This is a genomic window from Xanthomonas sp. 3307 (genome assembly GCF_014199735.1).
Lineage (GTDB): Bacteria > Pseudomonadota > Gammaproteobacteria > Xanthomonadales > Xanthomonadaceae > Xanthomonas_A > Xanthomonas_A rydalmerensis.
On sequence record NZ_JACHOG010000011.1, the window covers coordinates 44,813 to 59,402 of the forward strand.

Sequence of the window (14,590 nt, forward strand, 5' to 3'; positions counted from 1 at the left end):
GGTGGGGTTAGAGCGCATCGGCGCCGATTTCGCCGGTACGGATGCGGATGACCTGTTCGATCGCGGTGACGAAGATCTTGCCGTCGCCGATCTTGCCGGTGCCGGCCGCGCCCTGGATCGCCTCGACCACGGCGTCCAGACGCTCGTCGGTCACCACGGTCTCGATCTTGATCTTGGGCAGGAAGTCGACGACGTATTCGGCACCGCGATACAACTCGGTGTGGCCCTTCTGCCGACCGAAGCCCTTGACCTCGGTGACGGTGATGCCGGACACCCCAGCCTGCGACAAGGCCTCGCGGACCTCGTCGAGCTTGAATGGCCGGATGATGGCGGTGATCAGTTTCATGCGCATACCCCGTTGGTGGAAGGAACCGGCCGCCGAAGGCCGACCGGCACTGGGCCCATCGACCGCGCCGCGAACGGCGCGGGTGCTGCTGCGCGATGCGTTCCGTGGATCACGCCGTGGCCCACCGCACCCGAGGTGCGGCGGCGACGGCGACGTGGGAGGGAACGTGGCCCACGGCACGCAAGCGCTCTGTTGCGCGGTACATCCCCTGGAAAATCGATGACGCAATGGCGGGCGCGGACCACCGGCGCGGCTCCCCAGCCGGGCAGGTGGCGGCGATGGCGAAGGAGGGAGGGGAAGCCTTCGCCATCGCCGCGCGTGGAACTCAGTTGGCGTAGTACAGCTGGTATTCCAGCGGGTGCGTGGCCGCGCGGAACTTGGTCACTTCCTGCATCTTCAGCGCGATGTAGCCGTCGATGAAGTCGTCGCTGAACACGCCGCCGGCCTTGAGGAACTCACGGTCGGCATCCAGCGCTTCCAGCGCCTGGTCGAGGCTGGAGCACACCTGCGGGATCTGCTTCTCCTCTTCCGGCGGCAGGTCGTACAGATCCTTGTCGCTGGGCGCGCCCGGGTCGATCTGGTTCTTGATGCCGTCCAGGCCGGCCATCATCAGCGCGGCGAAGGTCAGGTAGCCGGACTGCAGCGGATCCGGGAAGCGGATCTCGATGCGGCGCGCCTTCGGGTTGGACACCCACGGAATGCGGCACGAGGCCGAACGGTTGCGCGCCGAGTAGGCCAGCATCACCGGCGCCTCGAAGCCCGGCACCAGGCGCTTGTAGCTGTTGGTACCGGAGTTGGTGAAGGCGTTGATCGCCTTGGCGTGCTTGAAGATGCCGCCGATGTACCACAGCGCCATCTGCGACAGGCCGCCGTAGCCGTCGCCGGAGAACAGGTTGGTGCCGCCCTTGGCCAGCGACTGGTGCACGTGCATGCCCGAGCCGTTGTCGCCGACGATCGGCTTGGGCATGAAGGTCGCGGTCTTGCCGTTGCGGTAGGCGACGTTCTTGATGATGTACTTCATCATCATCAGCTCGTCGGCCTTCTTCACCAGCGAGTTGAACTTGGTGCCGATCTCGCACTGGCCGGCGGTGGCCACTTCGTGGTGGTGCACTTCGACTTCGATGCCGACCTGCTCCAGGGTCTTGCACATCTCGGCGCGCAGGTCCTGCAGCGAGTCGGTCGGCGGCACCGGGAAGTAGCCGCCCTTGACCGCCGGGCGGTAGCCGCTGTTGCCGCCTTCGATCTTGCTGCCGCTGCTCCAGGCCGCCTCTTCCGAGTCGATCTTGAAGAAGGTGTGGCCCATTTCGTTGCCGAAGCGCACGCCGTCGAAGATGAAGAATTCCGGCTCCGGGCCGAAGAACGCCTGGTCGGCGATGCCGCTGGACTTCAGGTAGGCCTCGGCGCGCTTGGCCACGCCGCGCGGGTCGCGACCGTAGCTCTGCATGGTGGCCGGGTCGAGGATGTCGCAGGTCAGCACCAGGGTCGGATCGGCCATGAACGGATCGACGAAGGCGGTGTCGGCGTCGGGCAGCAGGACCATGTCCGATTCGTTGATGCCCTTCCAGCCGGCGATCGAGCTGCCGTCGAACATCTTGCCTTCCTCGAACAGCGCCGGCTCGATGATGCTGACCGGGAAGGTGACGTGCTGCTGCACGCCGCGCATGTCGACGAAACGCAGATCGACGAACTCGATCTTGTTGTCCTTGACCAGCTTCTCAATAGTTTCCGCAGACATTCGATGCAACCTCGGGTTGTGAAGGGCGTGGGCAAGTATCAGCAATCGCCATGCCAAGCGTGTGGCACTCACAAGCCTTTGATTCTGCTGAAGCGTGCACACGAACGATGCAAATGCACTGCACCTAAGTGGTGCATTCGCAGCTGAACGCACCAAAATTGTGCGCAAGGCGGATGCTCTATCCTTGCGCAGCTTCCCCTCCCCCAAAACGCGACCCTCCCCTCCATGAGCGATCTGTTGTCGGCCCTGCTGCTGGGCATCATCGAAGGCCTGACCGAATTCCTGCCCATCTCCAGCACCGGGCACCTGTTGATCGCCGAGCGCTGGCTCGGCCACCGTTCGGACTTCTTCAACATCGTGATCCAGGCCGGCGCGATCCTGGCCACCACCCTGGTGTTCCGGCAGCGCCTGTGGGACCTGGCCACCGGCCTGGGCGACCGCGCCAACCGCGACTATGCGTTCAAGCTGGGCGCCGCCTTCCTGGTGACCGCGGTGGTCGGCCTGGTGGTGCGCAAGGCCGGCTGGCAGCTACCGGACAGCGTGGAGCCGGTGGCCTGGGCGCTGGTGATCGGCGGCGTGTGGATGCTGGTGGCCGAGTACTTCGCCGCGCGTCTGCCCGAGCGCGAGACGGTGACCTGGACGGTGGCCATCGCGGTCGGCCTGGCGCAGGTGGTGGCCGGCGTGTTCCCCGGCACCTCGCGGTCGGCGGCGACGATCTTCCTGGCGATGCTGCTGGGCCTGAGCAAGCGCTCGGCTGCGGCCGAGTTCGCTTTCCTGGTCGGCATCCCGACCATGTTCGCGGCCAGCGCCTACTCGTTCCTGGAGCTGTACAAGGACGGCGGGCTGGGCAGCGAGAACTGGGGCGACGTGGCGCTGGCCTTCGTCGCCTCGATGGTCACCGGCTTCGTGGTGGTGAAGTGGCTGCTCGGCTACATCAAGTCGCACCGCTTCACCGCGTTCGCGGTGTACCGCATCGTGCTGGGCACGGCTCTGCTGCTGTGGTTGCCGGCGGCGTAGAGGCTGGGTCGGCGAGGCGCTTCGCGCCACGTACCCTCACCCCAACCCCTCTCCCGGCGGGAGAGGGGCTTCGGCGTTTCCCTTCTCCCACCGGGACCATGGCCCCCTTTTCGGGGGAAGGTGCCCCGCAGGGGCGGATGAGGGTACGGGCGAAGCCTCGCAGTAACAGATCGATGTGGGCGCTGCTCGCGCCGGACCCTCACCCCAACCCCTCTCCCGGCGGGAGAGGGGCTTTGGCGTCTCCCTTCTCCCACCGGGACCATGGCCCCCTTTTCGGGGGAAGGTGCCCCGCAGGGGCGGATGAGGGTACGGCGTAGCCTCGCAGTGACAGATCCATGCAGGCGCTGCGCGCCCCGTACCCTCACCCCAACCCCTCTCCCGGCGGGAGAGGGGCTTTGCTGCTTACTTCGCCGCTGGATTGAGGCTGTAGGTGCCGTGCAGGCTGGCTTCGGCCAGCACATGGCCCTGCATGGCGCGCAGGGCGTCGGCGGCGGTGAAGCGCGCGGGGACGTCCAGCCGCGCCACGTCCAGGGCGAACAGGCGGAAGAAGTAGCGGTGCACGCGCAGGTCGTTGGCCGGCGGGTACGGGCCATCGTAGCCGTAGTAGTCCCCACCCATCGCCGCGTCGCCGGCGAACCAGTCGGTGTAGCTGTTCAGTCCCTGGCGCGCGCCCGCCAGGCCGGGCGGTTGCTGCTTGCCCTTGGCCACCACGCCGTCGCTGGCGCTGCCCTCGGCAATTTCACGCAGGTCGGCCGGCAGGTCCACCGCCACCCAATGCACGAATTCGGTGCGCGGCTGCTCGACCGGGATCTGCACGTCGTCGCGGCCGACCATCTCGGCCACGGTCGGCACGTCCGGATCGACGCACAGCAGCACGAAGGACTGGGTGCCGGCCGGCACCGCGTCCCAGGCCAGGTGAGGATTGCGGTTGCCGCCGAAGCCGTCGGCCTGGCCCATCGCGTAGGTCGCGGCGATGGGCTGACCCGGCTGCAGGCTGTCACTGCGAAGACGCATGCGAAGAACTCCTTGGGGGATCAGGTTTCAGGGTAGCCAAGGCGGACCGCGACCGGCGTCAGCAGTGCGAACGCGGCGGCCAGCGGTGCGGCGTAGGCACGCCAGTGGCCGGCGTCCAGGCGCGGCGGGCCGACCGAGGCAATGGCCGGGAACGGTACGCCGAACGCGTCCTGCAGCGCCGCCGCCACGCCGGCCGGATCGTGCTCTGTCCCGTCCAGGCGCACCAGATGGTGCGGATACAGATCCTGTTCGTGCAGGTCGGCGACCTGTGCCAGCACCGCCGCCAGCCACTGCGCACCGGTCTCCGGCGAGGCCAGGCCCAGCGGGGCCGGGGCGCCGTTGGCCAGCCAGTCCAGCAGCATGTCGCGCGGATCGCGCAGCACGATCAGCAGGCGCCCTTCCGGCAGGTGCGGGCGCAGCGCGCGCAGCAGCGCGTTGTCCCACCACAGCAGCCAGTCGACGACGTTGCCGTCGCCGACGCCACGCGCCGGCAGCTGCGCGCGCCACTCGGCGACCAGCGCCGCGCCGTCCAGGGCGCCGCTGTCCAGTTCCTCCACGCTGCGGAAGCGCTGCAGGCCGTCGGTCGGCGGCTGCGGGCCGAAGCGGTCGCCGCGCAGCACCGGGCTGGCCGCGTCGATCACCGCGATCACCCGCTCCACGCCGCTGCCCGGCGCGCCCCAGACGAACAACGGGCGCGCCTGGTTCTGCGGGTCGACCGCGCCCAGCGGCGGCCACTGCGCCGGGGCCTGGCCCAACGGCGGCAGCGGCAGCCGGTGCGGCAATTGTTCCTGCTGGAAGGCCAGCCAGGTCGCCAGCGCCTCCTCCGGGCGCCCGGCCGCATCCTGCACCGCCGCCAGCCACGGCCGCACCACGGTGCGGTCGCGTTCGGGCAGGCGCTGCATCAGGCCGCGCACGTGGTCGATGGCGGCATCGTGCTCGCCGCGCTCCAGCAGCGCCTCGACCAGGCGTTCCTCGCCGCTGAGCCGACCCGGTTCCAGCGCCACGATGCGCTGCGCCACGGCCTCGCCCTGGTCGCGCTCGCCGGCCATGTCGTGCACGCGCAGCTGCGCTTCCAGCGCCGGCACGTGCGCCGGCATCGCCGCCTGCCAGCGCGCGATCAGCGCGCGCGCCTCGGGGCCGCCCACCGGCTCCAGGGCCAGCCGCGCCAGCCACAGGTCGTGGGCGTCGGTGGTGGTGGCCAGCGCCGCTTCCAGGGTGGCGCGGGCATCGTCGAGCGTGCCCAGCCGCTGCCAGGCGATCAGCGCGGCGTGCAGGGTGCGGCGGTCGGCCGGTGCCACTGCCAGGGTCCGGCGCAGATGCTCCAGCGCCTCGGCCGGGCGGTCGGCCTGCAAGGCGTACTCGCCGGCCAGCCGGCGCATGTTGGCAGTGTCGCCGGCCGGAGCGGCCAGCACCGCTTCCAGCGCGGTGATCGCATCGTCCAGGCGGCCCTGGCGGTAGGCCAGCTGCGCGACCAGCGCCATCATCGCCGCACTGGTGCCCGGGGTGAGCGCGGCGACGCGGCGGAACGCGGTCTCGGCGAACGCGAAATGCTGCTTGTCCAGATAGGCGAAGCCCAGCGCGTAGAGCAGGCGCGGATCGTCCGGCAGCGCATTGCTGGCGCGCGAGAGCAGCGCCAGCGCGCGGTCGGCATCGCCGCGACGCAGCGCCAGCATGCCGTCCACGCCGAGCAACTGCGGATGCTCCGGCTGCAGGCGCGCGGCGGTGCGGCTCAGCCGCTCCACTTCGTCCAGGTCGCCGCGGCCCAGCGCCAGGTGCGCGCGCATCACGTAGGCGAGGAATTCGTTGGGATCCAGCGCCGCGGTCTGCGCCAGCGCGTGCTCGGCCTGGGCCAGGTCGTTGGCGCTGACCAGCATGCCGGCATGCAGCAGGTGCAGGCTGGCGTCTTCCGGTGCCCGCGCGATCGCGCGGCCGATGCTGTCCAGGGCGGCGGCGGCGTCGCCATGCTGCTGTTGCGCCAGCGCCAGCCAGCGGAGAGCCTGCGGGTCGTCGCCGGCCTCGGCGGCCCAGGTCTGGGCGAGACGCAGCGCGTCGGCGGTGTCCTGGCGGCGAAGGGCGTCGAGAATGGGCTGGTGCATGTGGGTCCGGCTTTCGGGGCAAACCCGCATTGTAGCGGGAGCGCCCGGCGGCCCCTGCGGTGGCGCCTAGGCGCGCCGGACCGGTTGCGGGGTCGATCGTGTCGCGGGATGCTGCGCGCAGGAAGGCGCCACGATCGGCGAAGCGCACGGCGCATGGCCTGCGCGCTGCCAAGCATGCGGCACCAGACCCTCGCGCCGCGCAAGACCGCACCATGGATGCATGCAGCCGCGAGAGGATCATCGCTGCTCGGTGCATCCGCACGGTGGCACACGCCTGCCCGCCCGAAACGCCGCTCCAAGACAACCGCGGGGAGCGAATAAGCTCACCCGCCAGGCGATCCCGTGACGCTGGCTAGGCTTCCACCAACCCCTCGGTCAGCCGCTCGGCCACCCAGCGTTCGGCGAAGCCGTCGCCGCGCGCGTTCTCGATGAAGCCGCAATGCCCGCCCCAGTGCGCGATCTCCAGCCGGGCGAGCTCAGGCAGGCGCCAGTTGCGGAAGTCGTCCAGCGGGATCACCGGATCGTCCTCGGCCATCAGGATGTCGGCCGGCACGCTCAGCCCGAGCAGGCGCTCGCCGGCGATGCAGTAACTGTCGAAGTAGGCATCCAGGCTGGCGAAGCCAGCATGGCGCTCGGCCAGCCAGGCCATCAGGCCGCGCATGTCCAGCGCCAGGGTGGCGTCGTCGTAGCCGTGGCGGTCGGGGAACAGTTCGCGCTTGCGCAGCAGCGATTCGCGCCACTTGCGGCGGAAGTACCAATCGTAGAACTGCGGGCCGTTCTCGATGCGCTGCATGGTGGTGGCCGGGTCCAGCAACGGACACACCGCGGCCACGTGCTGCAGCGGCAGCCCCGCCGCCGGCGCGCGTAGCGCCAGGCGCAGGGCGAAGTTGCCGCCCAGCGAGTAGCCGGCCGCGAGCAGGGTCGGCGCGGGGAAGCGCTGCCACAGGTCGCAGGCGGCGTTGACCACTTCGTCCAGGCGCTCGGAGTGGAACAGGTCCACGTTGAGGTGGTGGGTGCCGCCGTGGTCGCGGAAGTTGAGCCGGAACACCTGGTAGCCGAGCGCCAGCATCTTCGCCGCGGTCAGGCGCATGTAGCTGGAATCGGCGCTGCCTTCCCAGCCGTGCAGCAGCAGCACGGTGCCGCGCGGCGCGGCGCCGGCCGGCACGCTCAGCCAGCCCTGCAGGCGCACGCCGTCGCCGCCGTCGAGGATGTGCGAGGTGGTAGTGGCGCCGCTGGCGGCGAGCAGCTGCTCGCCACGGCGCACGCGCAACAGGCTGGAACCCAGTACCGATTGGACGTGCGGGTTGCGCAGCCAGCGTGGGGGGGAGTAATCGGTCGCGTTCATGGGGAGCGAGCTTGCACCCGCCGACTGGAGTAATCGGTCAGGCGGTGTGCGACCGGTATCCCGGTGTTCAGGGTTGTGCCATCGCCGTGACGATGCGCGCGCGCGCGATCTCGGCGATGCGCCGGCGCCCTTCCACGTCCTGCAGCCGGATCGGCTCCAGGAAATGCACCTCGGCCACCCGCGCCGGCTCGCCGAGCAGGCGCAGAAAGTTGGCGAAGAAGCTCTCGTGCGGTCCGAACGCGACGATCTGCTGCGCCTCACCGCCGGCGCCATAGCGCAAGGCCACCGGCTGCACCGCGACCTCGGCCTCGACCGCGGCCTGGAAGATGCGCGCATGGAACGGCCCGACGTCCTGGCCGCCGCGGGTGCGCCCTTCCGGGAACACGCCGACCGAGCATCCGGAGCGCAGCCGCTCCAGCATCGCCTGCAACACCCCGCCCAGCGACTCGGTGCTGCCGCGCTGGTGGAAGATGGTCTGCCCGCGCGCGGCCAGCCAGCCGACCAACGGCCAGCCGGCGATCTCGCGCTTGGCGACGAAGCCCATCATGCGCTGGCTGTGCAGCATCACGATGTCGATCCAACTGACGTGGTTGGCGACGAACAGCACCGGGTTGGGCAGCGGCGCGCCGATGCGGCGCACGCGCAGGCCGAAGATGCGCAACAGCCAGGTCGACCACCAGCAGACCATGCGGTCGCCGAAAGACTCGGTGCCGGCGCGGCCGGGCGACAGCGCCATGCACACCAGCAGGAACGGCAGCGACAACAGCACGTGCAACGCCAGCAGCGGCACGCGGTAGCCGTAACGGACCCAGCGCAGCGCCCCACCGTATTGGCGCGTGGCGGGTGGGGAGAACTCGCTCATTCGGACAAGGGTACCGGAAGCAGGGGCCTAGCGGACAATTGTGTCAGCCCGAAGACGCCGCCGCAGACACGTCGTCCGCGCCCGCCGAGGCGCGGTTCAGTCCGGGACCGGGCTCAGCCGCGGTCGACCACCGCCAGGGTCAATCGCGACACGCACACCGGCTTGCCCGCCGCGTCCTCGATGTGGATTTCCCACACCTGGGTGGTCCGGCCCACGTGCAGCGGCCGCGCGGTGCCGGTGACCACGCCGCTGCGCGCGCTGCGCAGGTGATTGGCGTTGATCTCCAGGCCCACGCAGATGCGTCCCTGCTCCACGCACAGGTTGCCGGCGGTGCTGCCCAGGCTCTCGGCCAGCACCACCGACGCGCCGCCGTGCAGCAGCCCGTACGGCTGCCGCGTACGCGCATCCACCGGCATCGTCGCCCGCAGCCAGTCCGGCCCGGCCTCGGTGAAGACGATGCCCAGGTGCGCGATCAGGGTGTCGCGGCAATCGGCGTTGAGGACGGCGAGATCGGCAGGTTCGCGAAAGGGCATTGGGAGGCCGGGATTGGAGATTAGGGAGTGGGGATTCGCAAGAGCGGCATCACTGGCACTGACATTATCGCGCCAGGACGAGGCCTCCGGTCGCAGAAACTCGCTTTTACGAATCCCCAATCCCGAATCCCCGGCTTTTCAGCAGCCGAATGGCTGATCATCCCCGCCCCTCAAAGAATCGGCACCAGCCCCGAGCCGAACGCGGTCAACATGCGCACCAGCAGCCACTTGGGGCCGACGTTGACCTCGGGGAAGTCGCCGACCGCGCTGTAGCAGCGGTGGAAGCCCGGGTCGCGCCGGGTCAGCGGCGCCGGGCAGTCGGGGCCGGGCTGGAACTCGTAGTCGGTGGCGTAGCGCCACGGCCAGAAGTCCAGCACCGGCAGCGCCTCGGAGACCTTGCCCATGCTGTAGTTCAGGCCCGACAGCACTGGCGGCTTGACCCGCTGCGCCACCACCCAGGAGTTCTCCGGCTCGATGTCGCGGCCGATGCTGGCCGCCAGCGCCTGCGCGAACGCCGGATCGTCGACGATCACCGCGCCCTCGGTGTTGTAGGTCTCGCTGCGCGGGTCGAAGTTGTGGGTGCCGATCACGCCGACGCGGCGGTCCACCACCAGCGACTTGGCATGCAGGCCCATGCGCGCGCCCTCGCGGGTCACCGGCAGCGGCCGGTTGGCGATGCGCCGGCTCAGGTAGGACGGGCGGGTCTCGGTGCGCAGCACGCGGCGCTCGACCTGGCTGCCGTCGGCGCGATCGCCGGATGGCCCGCCACTGCCGCTGCCGAGCAGCGAACTGCGGCCGGCGGCGCTGCCGCCCAGCAGGCTGTTGCGCCCGCCGCCGGCATCGCCGCCGCTCTCGCCGCTGGCCGGCGCGGACGGCAGATCTCCCTGCAGCGGCGCCGGCAGCAGGTTGGCGTAGTCCACCGGCGCGTCCAGCGGGAACGGCTTGTACTCGTAGATGTCGAAGCCCAGCTCGCGCAGGTTGCGGCGCTTGTACTTGTAGGACAACGCGTACACCACCGGGTTGTCGGTGGCCGCCAGGCTGTTGGTGGCCACCACCACGCGTGGCGGCGGGGTGCGCTTGCGCAGGTCGCGGAAGATCTCCTGCGCCGGGTCCGACAGCACCAGGTACGGCGTCTGCAGGATGATCTCCTCGCGCGCCTCGGCGATCAGCCGGTCGAGCTTGGGCGCGGTGGAGATGGCCTTGGGGCCGTGTTCGCGGCGGTGCTTCTGCGGCAGGTCGGCGACATAGTCCACATGCCTGACCGGCAACGCCGGCAGCACGAAGGCGTTCTCCACGAAGGCCGGATCGGACGCCTCCTCGCTAACCCGCTGCACCCGCTCCGGGCGCAGGAACCGCGCCGGCGGCATCGCCGGCACGCCCTCGCGCAGCAGCAGCTTGCCCACGTCGTTGAGCCGCGCCACCGGCACGCTGCGCCGGGCCGCCCAGTAGGCGTCGAAGTTGGCGGCCATCGACCGCGCCACCGGACCGGCGACCAGCACGTCGCGGTCGCGGAAGTTGTACTCGGCGTCCCAGTCGAAATAGTCGTCCTGGTAGTTGCGCCCGCCGACCACGCCGATCGCATCGTCGATCACCAGCAGCTTGTTGTGCATGCGCTGGTTGAAGCGGCGGAAGCAGCACAGCACGCTGGCGGCGTAGTGGAAATAGTTGGGCTTGGCCAGGCCGAAGGTGGGGTTGTAGATGCGCAGCGAGAAATTCTCGTGCGCGCCGGCCAGCGCGCCGAGGATCTGCAGGTCGGAGATCGCCGAGAGCTGGTCGATCAGCACCCGCACCTGCACGCCGCGGCGCGCCGCAGCCAGCAGTTCGTCCATCACCAGCCGCGCGCTGTCGTCCTTGTCGAAGATGTAGGTCTGCAGGTCGATGCTGCGGCTGGCGCTGCGGATCAGGTTGACCCGCGCCACCAAGGCCTCTTCGCCGTGGTCGAGGATGGTGGCGTAGTGGCGCGGGGCGCCGTCGCCGGATTGGGCGAAGGCCTTGCCGGCCAGCCCGCGCAGCGGCGAGGCCAACGCGCAATGGTCGCTGCGCGTGCAATCGACCTGGCGGTCGCGCGCGGCCTCGGCGATCGCCACGGCACGGCCGTGCTGCGCCTGCGACAGGCTCGCGCAGCCACTGCCGAGCAGGAGCGCCACCACCACCAGCAACCGCATCAGCCGCGATGTCACCGAGTTCCCGCCTCGGTCAGGCGTGCGCGCAGCACGAACGTGACCCGGTCGCTCAAGGCCAGGTCCCACTTGTCCATTCCGTAACGTCCACGCAATACCGTACCGCGGCTGATGACATCGCAATCATAGCCTGGACGGGTGCATGCGGCCGGCATGACGGTCAGCGTCTCGGCGTGGCTGACCCCGCGGATGCTCAGCGTGCCGGGGATCGGTCCGCCCTTGCCCAGCACCTGCGGCGAGAACGGCTGCGAGTCGAAGGACACGGTCGGGTAGCGCGGCGCGTCGAAGAAATCCTCGCCGCGCATCCAGCCGGTGTAGCGCGGCTTGCCGGGGATTTCCACGTAGGCGGTGAACAGGCGCAGGTGCACCTGGTGGCGGCCATCGGCCAGCACGTGCACGGTGCCCTCGTAGCGCGGGAAGAAGCCTTCGATGCGCTGCCCGAAGCGGGTACGGATCTCGAACCCGAAGCGCGATTGCGCCGGGTCCAGGGCGTACTCGCCGGGCGCGAGCGGCGCAATCGCAGGCACAGACGCCACCTGCGCATGGCCGATGGCGCACAACAGACACAACGGCAGCAGCGCGGCGCACAGCGCCGGCCGCAAGGACCTGCGCAGCGGCCTCAGGGCCACCAGAACGCGGTCAACCGCGCCACGCCCGGCTCGATCGCCGCGTCGTGCGGCACCCCGAGCACGGCGACGCTGGCGGTAGGCATGCCGCGGTAGTCGCCGGACTGGCCGCTGTGCATCAGCGCCGCCAGCCGCTCCAGGCCCGGATTGTGGCCGACCAGCAACAGCCGCTCGACGTCGCGGTGGCCGTCCAGCAGGTCGGCCAGGGTGCCCGAGGTGGCCTCGTAGATGCGTGGCTCCAGACGCTGCTCGACGTAACCGGTCAGCTCCAGCACCGCCTCCAGGGTCTCGCGCGCGCGCCGCGCCGGCGAACACAGCACCCGGTCCGGCACCAGCCGCTGTTCCAGCAGCCAGCGCCCGGCCGCCTCGGCCTCGGCCAGGCCGTGCGGCGACAGCGGCCGGTCGAAATCGGCCTGGCCGGTGTCGGCCGGTTCGGCGTGGGCATGGCGCAGCAGGATCACTTCTCGCAAAACGATGGTCATCGGTCAGGCCTTCTTGAGCCACTTGAGCAACGGTTCCCAGTCCTGCTGATGGTCGCGGACCTGGACGGAGTGGTAATCGAACAGGCTGCGGCCCAGCCCCACCAGCACCACGTAGGCCTGGCTGTCGCGCAGTTGCGCCACCACCGGATAGGGCCATTCGGCGAGCATCTGCAGCGCCTGCTGGGTGGCATTGGTCCAGGGCTTGCTGCGATTGAGCACCAGCCCGACCGGCAGTTTGCGTTGATGCACCCGCGGCACCTTGGCCAGGGTGTTGAGGAAACCGACGGTGGCCTCGATGTCCAGCGCCGAGGGCATCACCGGCACCACCACCGCGTCGGCCTCGTCGAGAAAGTGCGCCAGATCCTCGGCCATGGCGCCGGCGGCGGCGTCGACGATCACCCGCTGCGCGTCGTCCGGCAGCGCCGCGCGCCAGCTGCGCTTGCGGCTGGCGTCGATCGGCAGCACCGCGCTGTCCAGGCCGGCGCGGCGTTCGGCCCAGCGGGTCGAGGAGCCTTGCGGATCGGCATCGGCCAGCACCGTGCGCTTGCCCGCCAGCGCATAGGACGCCGCCAGGTGCGTGGCGACAGTGGTCTTGCCCACGCCGCCCTTGGAGCCGGCCACCAGGATCGTCTTCATGCACGCCTCGCTTCCGGGGGAAGAGGCCGCAGCGTACACCGGCCCTCCGTCAGCCGGTAGTCAACGTGCAGCACGCCGGCCGGCGCCGGGCTTGCTATCGTGGCGGCCCCTCTCCCCCACCGACGCCATGAGCGAGCTGCAGGACCTGGTCGCGCTGATCCGCGCCAACACGCCCCTGATCGTGATCGAGACGCAGGAAGAGGCGCGCATCGTCGATCTGTTCCGGCAGGCGCTGATCCAGGTCTGGCGCGCCCTGCACCGCTGGTCGATCACCGAGGGCCTGCGCCGCATCGACCTGGACCGCGAGGACCCGCCGAGCGGGCCGCCGGACGCCAGCGCGGTGCTGCAGGCGATCAAGCAGGCCGACCAGCGCGGCATCTACCTGCTGCTCGACGTCACCCCGTACCTGGGCTACGCCAGCCACCAGCGCCTGCTGCGCGACATCGTCGAGCGCCGCCACTGCCAGCCGCATGTGCTGGTGCTGATCGGCACGCGGATCGAACTGCCACCCGAACTCGAGGCGCTGGCGACCCGCTTCAATCCGCGCCTGCCCGACGCCAACGCGCTGCTGAAGATGGTGCAGGAGGAGGCGCAGGGCTATGCGCGCGAGTTCGGCGGACGCCGGGTCGAGGTCGACGGCGACGCGGTCAAGCAGATCCTGCGCAACCTGCGCGGGCTCAGCCTGATCGATGCGCGGCGCATCGCCCGGCAACTGATCTACGCCGACGGCGCGCTCACCGCATCCGACCTGCCGCAACTGGCCAAGCTCAAGTTCGAACTGCTCAACCGCAGCGGCCACCTGCAGTACGACAACGACGCCACCCGCTTCGAGGACGTGGCCGGCGCACGCCGGCTCAAGCAGTGGATCGCGCAGCGCCGCGCGGTGTTCGCCGGTACCGCGCCGCCGGGGCTGGACCCGCCCAAGGGCGTGCTGCTGCTCGGCGTGCAGGGCTGCGGCAAGTCGATGCTGGCCAAGGCCACCGCGGCCGGGTTCGGCGTGCCGCTGCTGCGCCTGGACATGGGTGCGCTGTACGCCAAGTACCACGGCGAGACCGAGAAGAACCTGCGCGACGCGCTGGCCGCGGTCGAGCAACTGGCGCCGTGCGTGCTGTGGATGGACGAAATCGAAAAAGGCCTGGCCAGCGGCGGCGAGGACGGCGGCGTGTCGCGGCGCGTGCTCGGCACGCTGCTGACCTGGATGGCCGAACGCGGCAACGCCGACGGCAGCGCCGGCGTGTTCATCGTCGCCACCGCCAACCAAGTGCACGAGCTGCCGGCGGAACTGCTGCGCAAGGGCCGCTTCGACGAGATCTTCTTCGTCGACCTGCCCGATGCGCAGGCCCGGGTGGAGCTGTTGCGTCTGCACCTGACCCGGCGACAGCTGCATGCGGATGCGTTTGCGCTGCCGGCGCTGGCTGCTACCGCGGACGGGTTCTCCGGTGCGGAAATCGAGCAGGCGATCGTCTCCGGGCTGTATGCCGCGCACGCCGAACAGCGACCGCTGGACACCGAGCTGCTGATGCAGGAGATCCGCAATACCCGACCGCTGTCGGTCCTGATGGCCGAACAGGTGCAGGCGCTGCGCAGCTGGGCCAGCGGGCGCACGGTGCCGGCGGATTAGCTGCGGGCGGCGGGCGAGATCAGGCGATGCCGCTGTACGAGGCTGCGCCCGACCCTCACCCCAACCCCTCTCCCGGGGGGAGAGGGGCTTATGCTTC

13 protein-coding genes are annotated in these 14,590 nt (G+C 70.2%); 2 read left to right on the forward strand and 11 right to left on the reverse strand.

Annotated elements, in window-relative coordinates:
* Positions 1-7: 7 nt before the first annotated feature.
* Together GGR64_RS19450 and glnA are read right to left on the reverse strand one after the other, a co-directional pair.
* The gene (locus tag GGR64_RS19450) at positions 8-346 is read right to left on the reverse strand and encodes a P-II family nitrogen regulator (protein WP_160962503.1); all 339 of its coding nucleotides are present in this window, start codon (positions 344-346) and stop codon (positions 8-10) included.
* 325 nt (positions 347-671) lie between these two features.
* Positions 672-2,081: a type I glutamate--ammonia ligase gene (glnA, locus tag GGR64_RS19455; protein WP_160964690.1), complete on the reverse strand. Its 1,410-nt coding sequence runs from the start codon at positions 2,079-2,081 to the stop codon at positions 672-674.
* Positions 2,082-2,306: 225 nt separating this feature from the next.
* Here glnA and GGR64_RS19460 point away from each other — a divergent pair, with 225 nt between their 5' ends.
* Positions 2,307-3,098, forward strand: coding sequence for an undecaprenyl-diphosphate phosphatase (locus tag GGR64_RS19460; RefSeq protein WP_048491647.1), 792 nt, complete (start codon positions 2,307-2,309; stop codon positions 3,096-3,098).
* Between the two features lie 402 nt (positions 3,099-3,500).
* Here the strand turns inward: GGR64_RS19460 and GGR64_RS19465 are convergent, their stop codons facing one another.
* From GGR64_RS19465 to GGR64_RS19505, 9 genes are all read right to left on the reverse strand, one after another.
* Positions 3,501-4,112, reverse strand: a complete 612-nt coding sequence (locus GGR64_RS19465) for a YbhB/YbcL family Raf kinase inhibitor-like protein (RefSeq protein WP_184647885.1) — start codon at positions 4,110-4,112, stop codon at positions 3,501-3,503.
* 20 nt (positions 4,113-4,132) lie between these two features.
* Positions 4,133-6,208: a tetratricopeptide repeat protein gene (locus GGR64_RS19470; RefSeq protein ID WP_184647887.1), complete on the reverse strand. Its 2,076-nt coding sequence runs from the start codon at positions 6,206-6,208 to the stop codon at positions 4,133-4,135.
* Positions 6,209-6,560: 352 nt separating this feature from the next.
* Positions 6,561-7,553, reverse strand: coding sequence for an alpha/beta fold hydrolase (locus GGR64_RS19475; protein WP_184647889.1), 993 nt, complete (start codon positions 7,551-7,553; stop codon positions 6,561-6,563).
* Positions 7,554-7,620: 67 nt separating this feature from the next.
* Positions 7,621-8,415 (reverse strand): lysophospholipid acyltransferase family protein, encoded by a 795-nt coding sequence (locus tag GGR64_RS19480; protein ID WP_184647891.1) that lies wholly within the window; start codon positions 8,413-8,415, stop codon positions 7,621-7,623.
* A 113-nt stretch (positions 8,416-8,528) separates the two neighbouring features.
* Positions 8,529-8,948, reverse strand: a complete 420-nt coding sequence (locus GGR64_RS19485) for a hotdog fold thioesterase (protein WP_184647893.1) — start codon at positions 8,946-8,948, stop codon at positions 8,529-8,531.
* A 170-nt stretch (positions 8,949-9,118) separates the two neighbouring features.
* Complete coding sequence (locus tag GGR64_RS19490; protein WP_184647941.1) at positions 9,119-11,113, reverse strand: phospholipase D family protein; 1,995 nt, start codon at positions 11,111-11,113, stop codon at positions 9,119-9,121.
* Positions 11,114-11,124: 11 nt separating this feature from the next.
* A complete protein-coding gene (locus tag GGR64_RS19495; protein WP_326520382.1) occupies positions 11,125-11,655 on the reverse strand; it encodes a YceI family protein in 531 nt (176 codons plus the stop codon).
* Positions 11,656-11,747: 92 nt separating this feature from the next.
* Positions 11,748-12,224: a histidine phosphatase family protein gene (locus GGR64_RS19500; protein ID WP_010340932.1), complete on the reverse strand. Its 477-nt coding sequence runs from the start codon at positions 12,222-12,224 to the stop codon at positions 11,748-11,750.
* Between the two features lie 15 nt (positions 12,225-12,239).
* A complete protein-coding gene (locus tag GGR64_RS19505) occupies positions 12,240-12,872 on the reverse strand; it encodes a ParA family protein (RefSeq protein WP_160962489.1) in 633 nt (210 codons plus the stop codon).
* Positions 12,873-12,999: 127 nt separating this feature from the next.
* Between GGR64_RS19505 and GGR64_RS19510 the strand changes: the two genes are divergently transcribed.
* Positions 13,000-14,493, forward strand: coding sequence for an AAA family ATPase (locus GGR64_RS19510; protein ID WP_184450219.1), 1,494 nt, complete (start codon positions 13,000-13,002; stop codon positions 14,491-14,493).
* The last annotated feature ends 97 nt before the right edge of the window (positions 14,494-14,590 follow it).

Coding starts and splice junctions, on each gene's coding strand:
- GGR64_RS19490 (WP_184647941.1), bottom strand. CDS start 11,113: ATGCGGTTGCTGGTGGTGGTGGCGCTCCTGCTCGGCAGTGGCTGCGCG.
- GGR64_RS19485 (WP_184647893.1), bottom strand. CDS start 8,948: ATGCCCTTTCGCGAACCTGCCGATCTCGCCGTCCTCAACGCCGATTGC.
- GGR64_RS19475 (WP_184647889.1), bottom strand. CDS start 7,553: ATGAACGCGACCGATTACTCCCCCCCACGCTGGCTGCGCAACCCGCAC.
- GGR64_RS19465 (WP_184647885.1), bottom strand. CDS start 4,112: ATGCGTCTTCGCAGTGACAGCCTGCAGCCGGGTCAGCCCATCGCCGCG.
- GGR64_RS19510 (WP_184450219.1), top strand. CDS start 13,000: ATGAGCGAGCTGCAGGACCTGGTCGCGCTGATCCGCGCCAACACGCCC.
- GGR64_RS19480 (WP_184647891.1), bottom strand. CDS start 8,415: ATGAGCGAGTTCTCCCCACCCGCCACGCGCCAATACGGTGGGGCGCTG.
- GGR64_RS19505 (WP_160962489.1), bottom strand. CDS start 12,872: ATGAAGACGATCCTGGTGGCCGGCTCCAAGGGCGGCGTGGGCAAGACC.
- GGR64_RS19450 (WP_160962503.1), bottom strand. CDS start 346: ATGAAACTGATCACCGCCATCATCCGGCCATTCAAGCTCGACGAGGTC.
- GGR64_RS19470 (WP_184647887.1), bottom strand. CDS start 6,208: ATGCACCAGCCCATTCTCGACGCCCTTCGCCGCCAGGACACCGCCGAC.
- glnA (WP_160964690.1), bottom strand. CDS start 2,081: ATGTCTGCGGAAACTATTGAGAAGCTGGTCAAGGACAACAAGATCGAG.
- GGR64_RS19460 (WP_048491647.1), top strand. CDS start 2,307: ATGAGCGATCTGTTGTCGGCCCTGCTGCTGGGCATCATCGAAGGCCTG.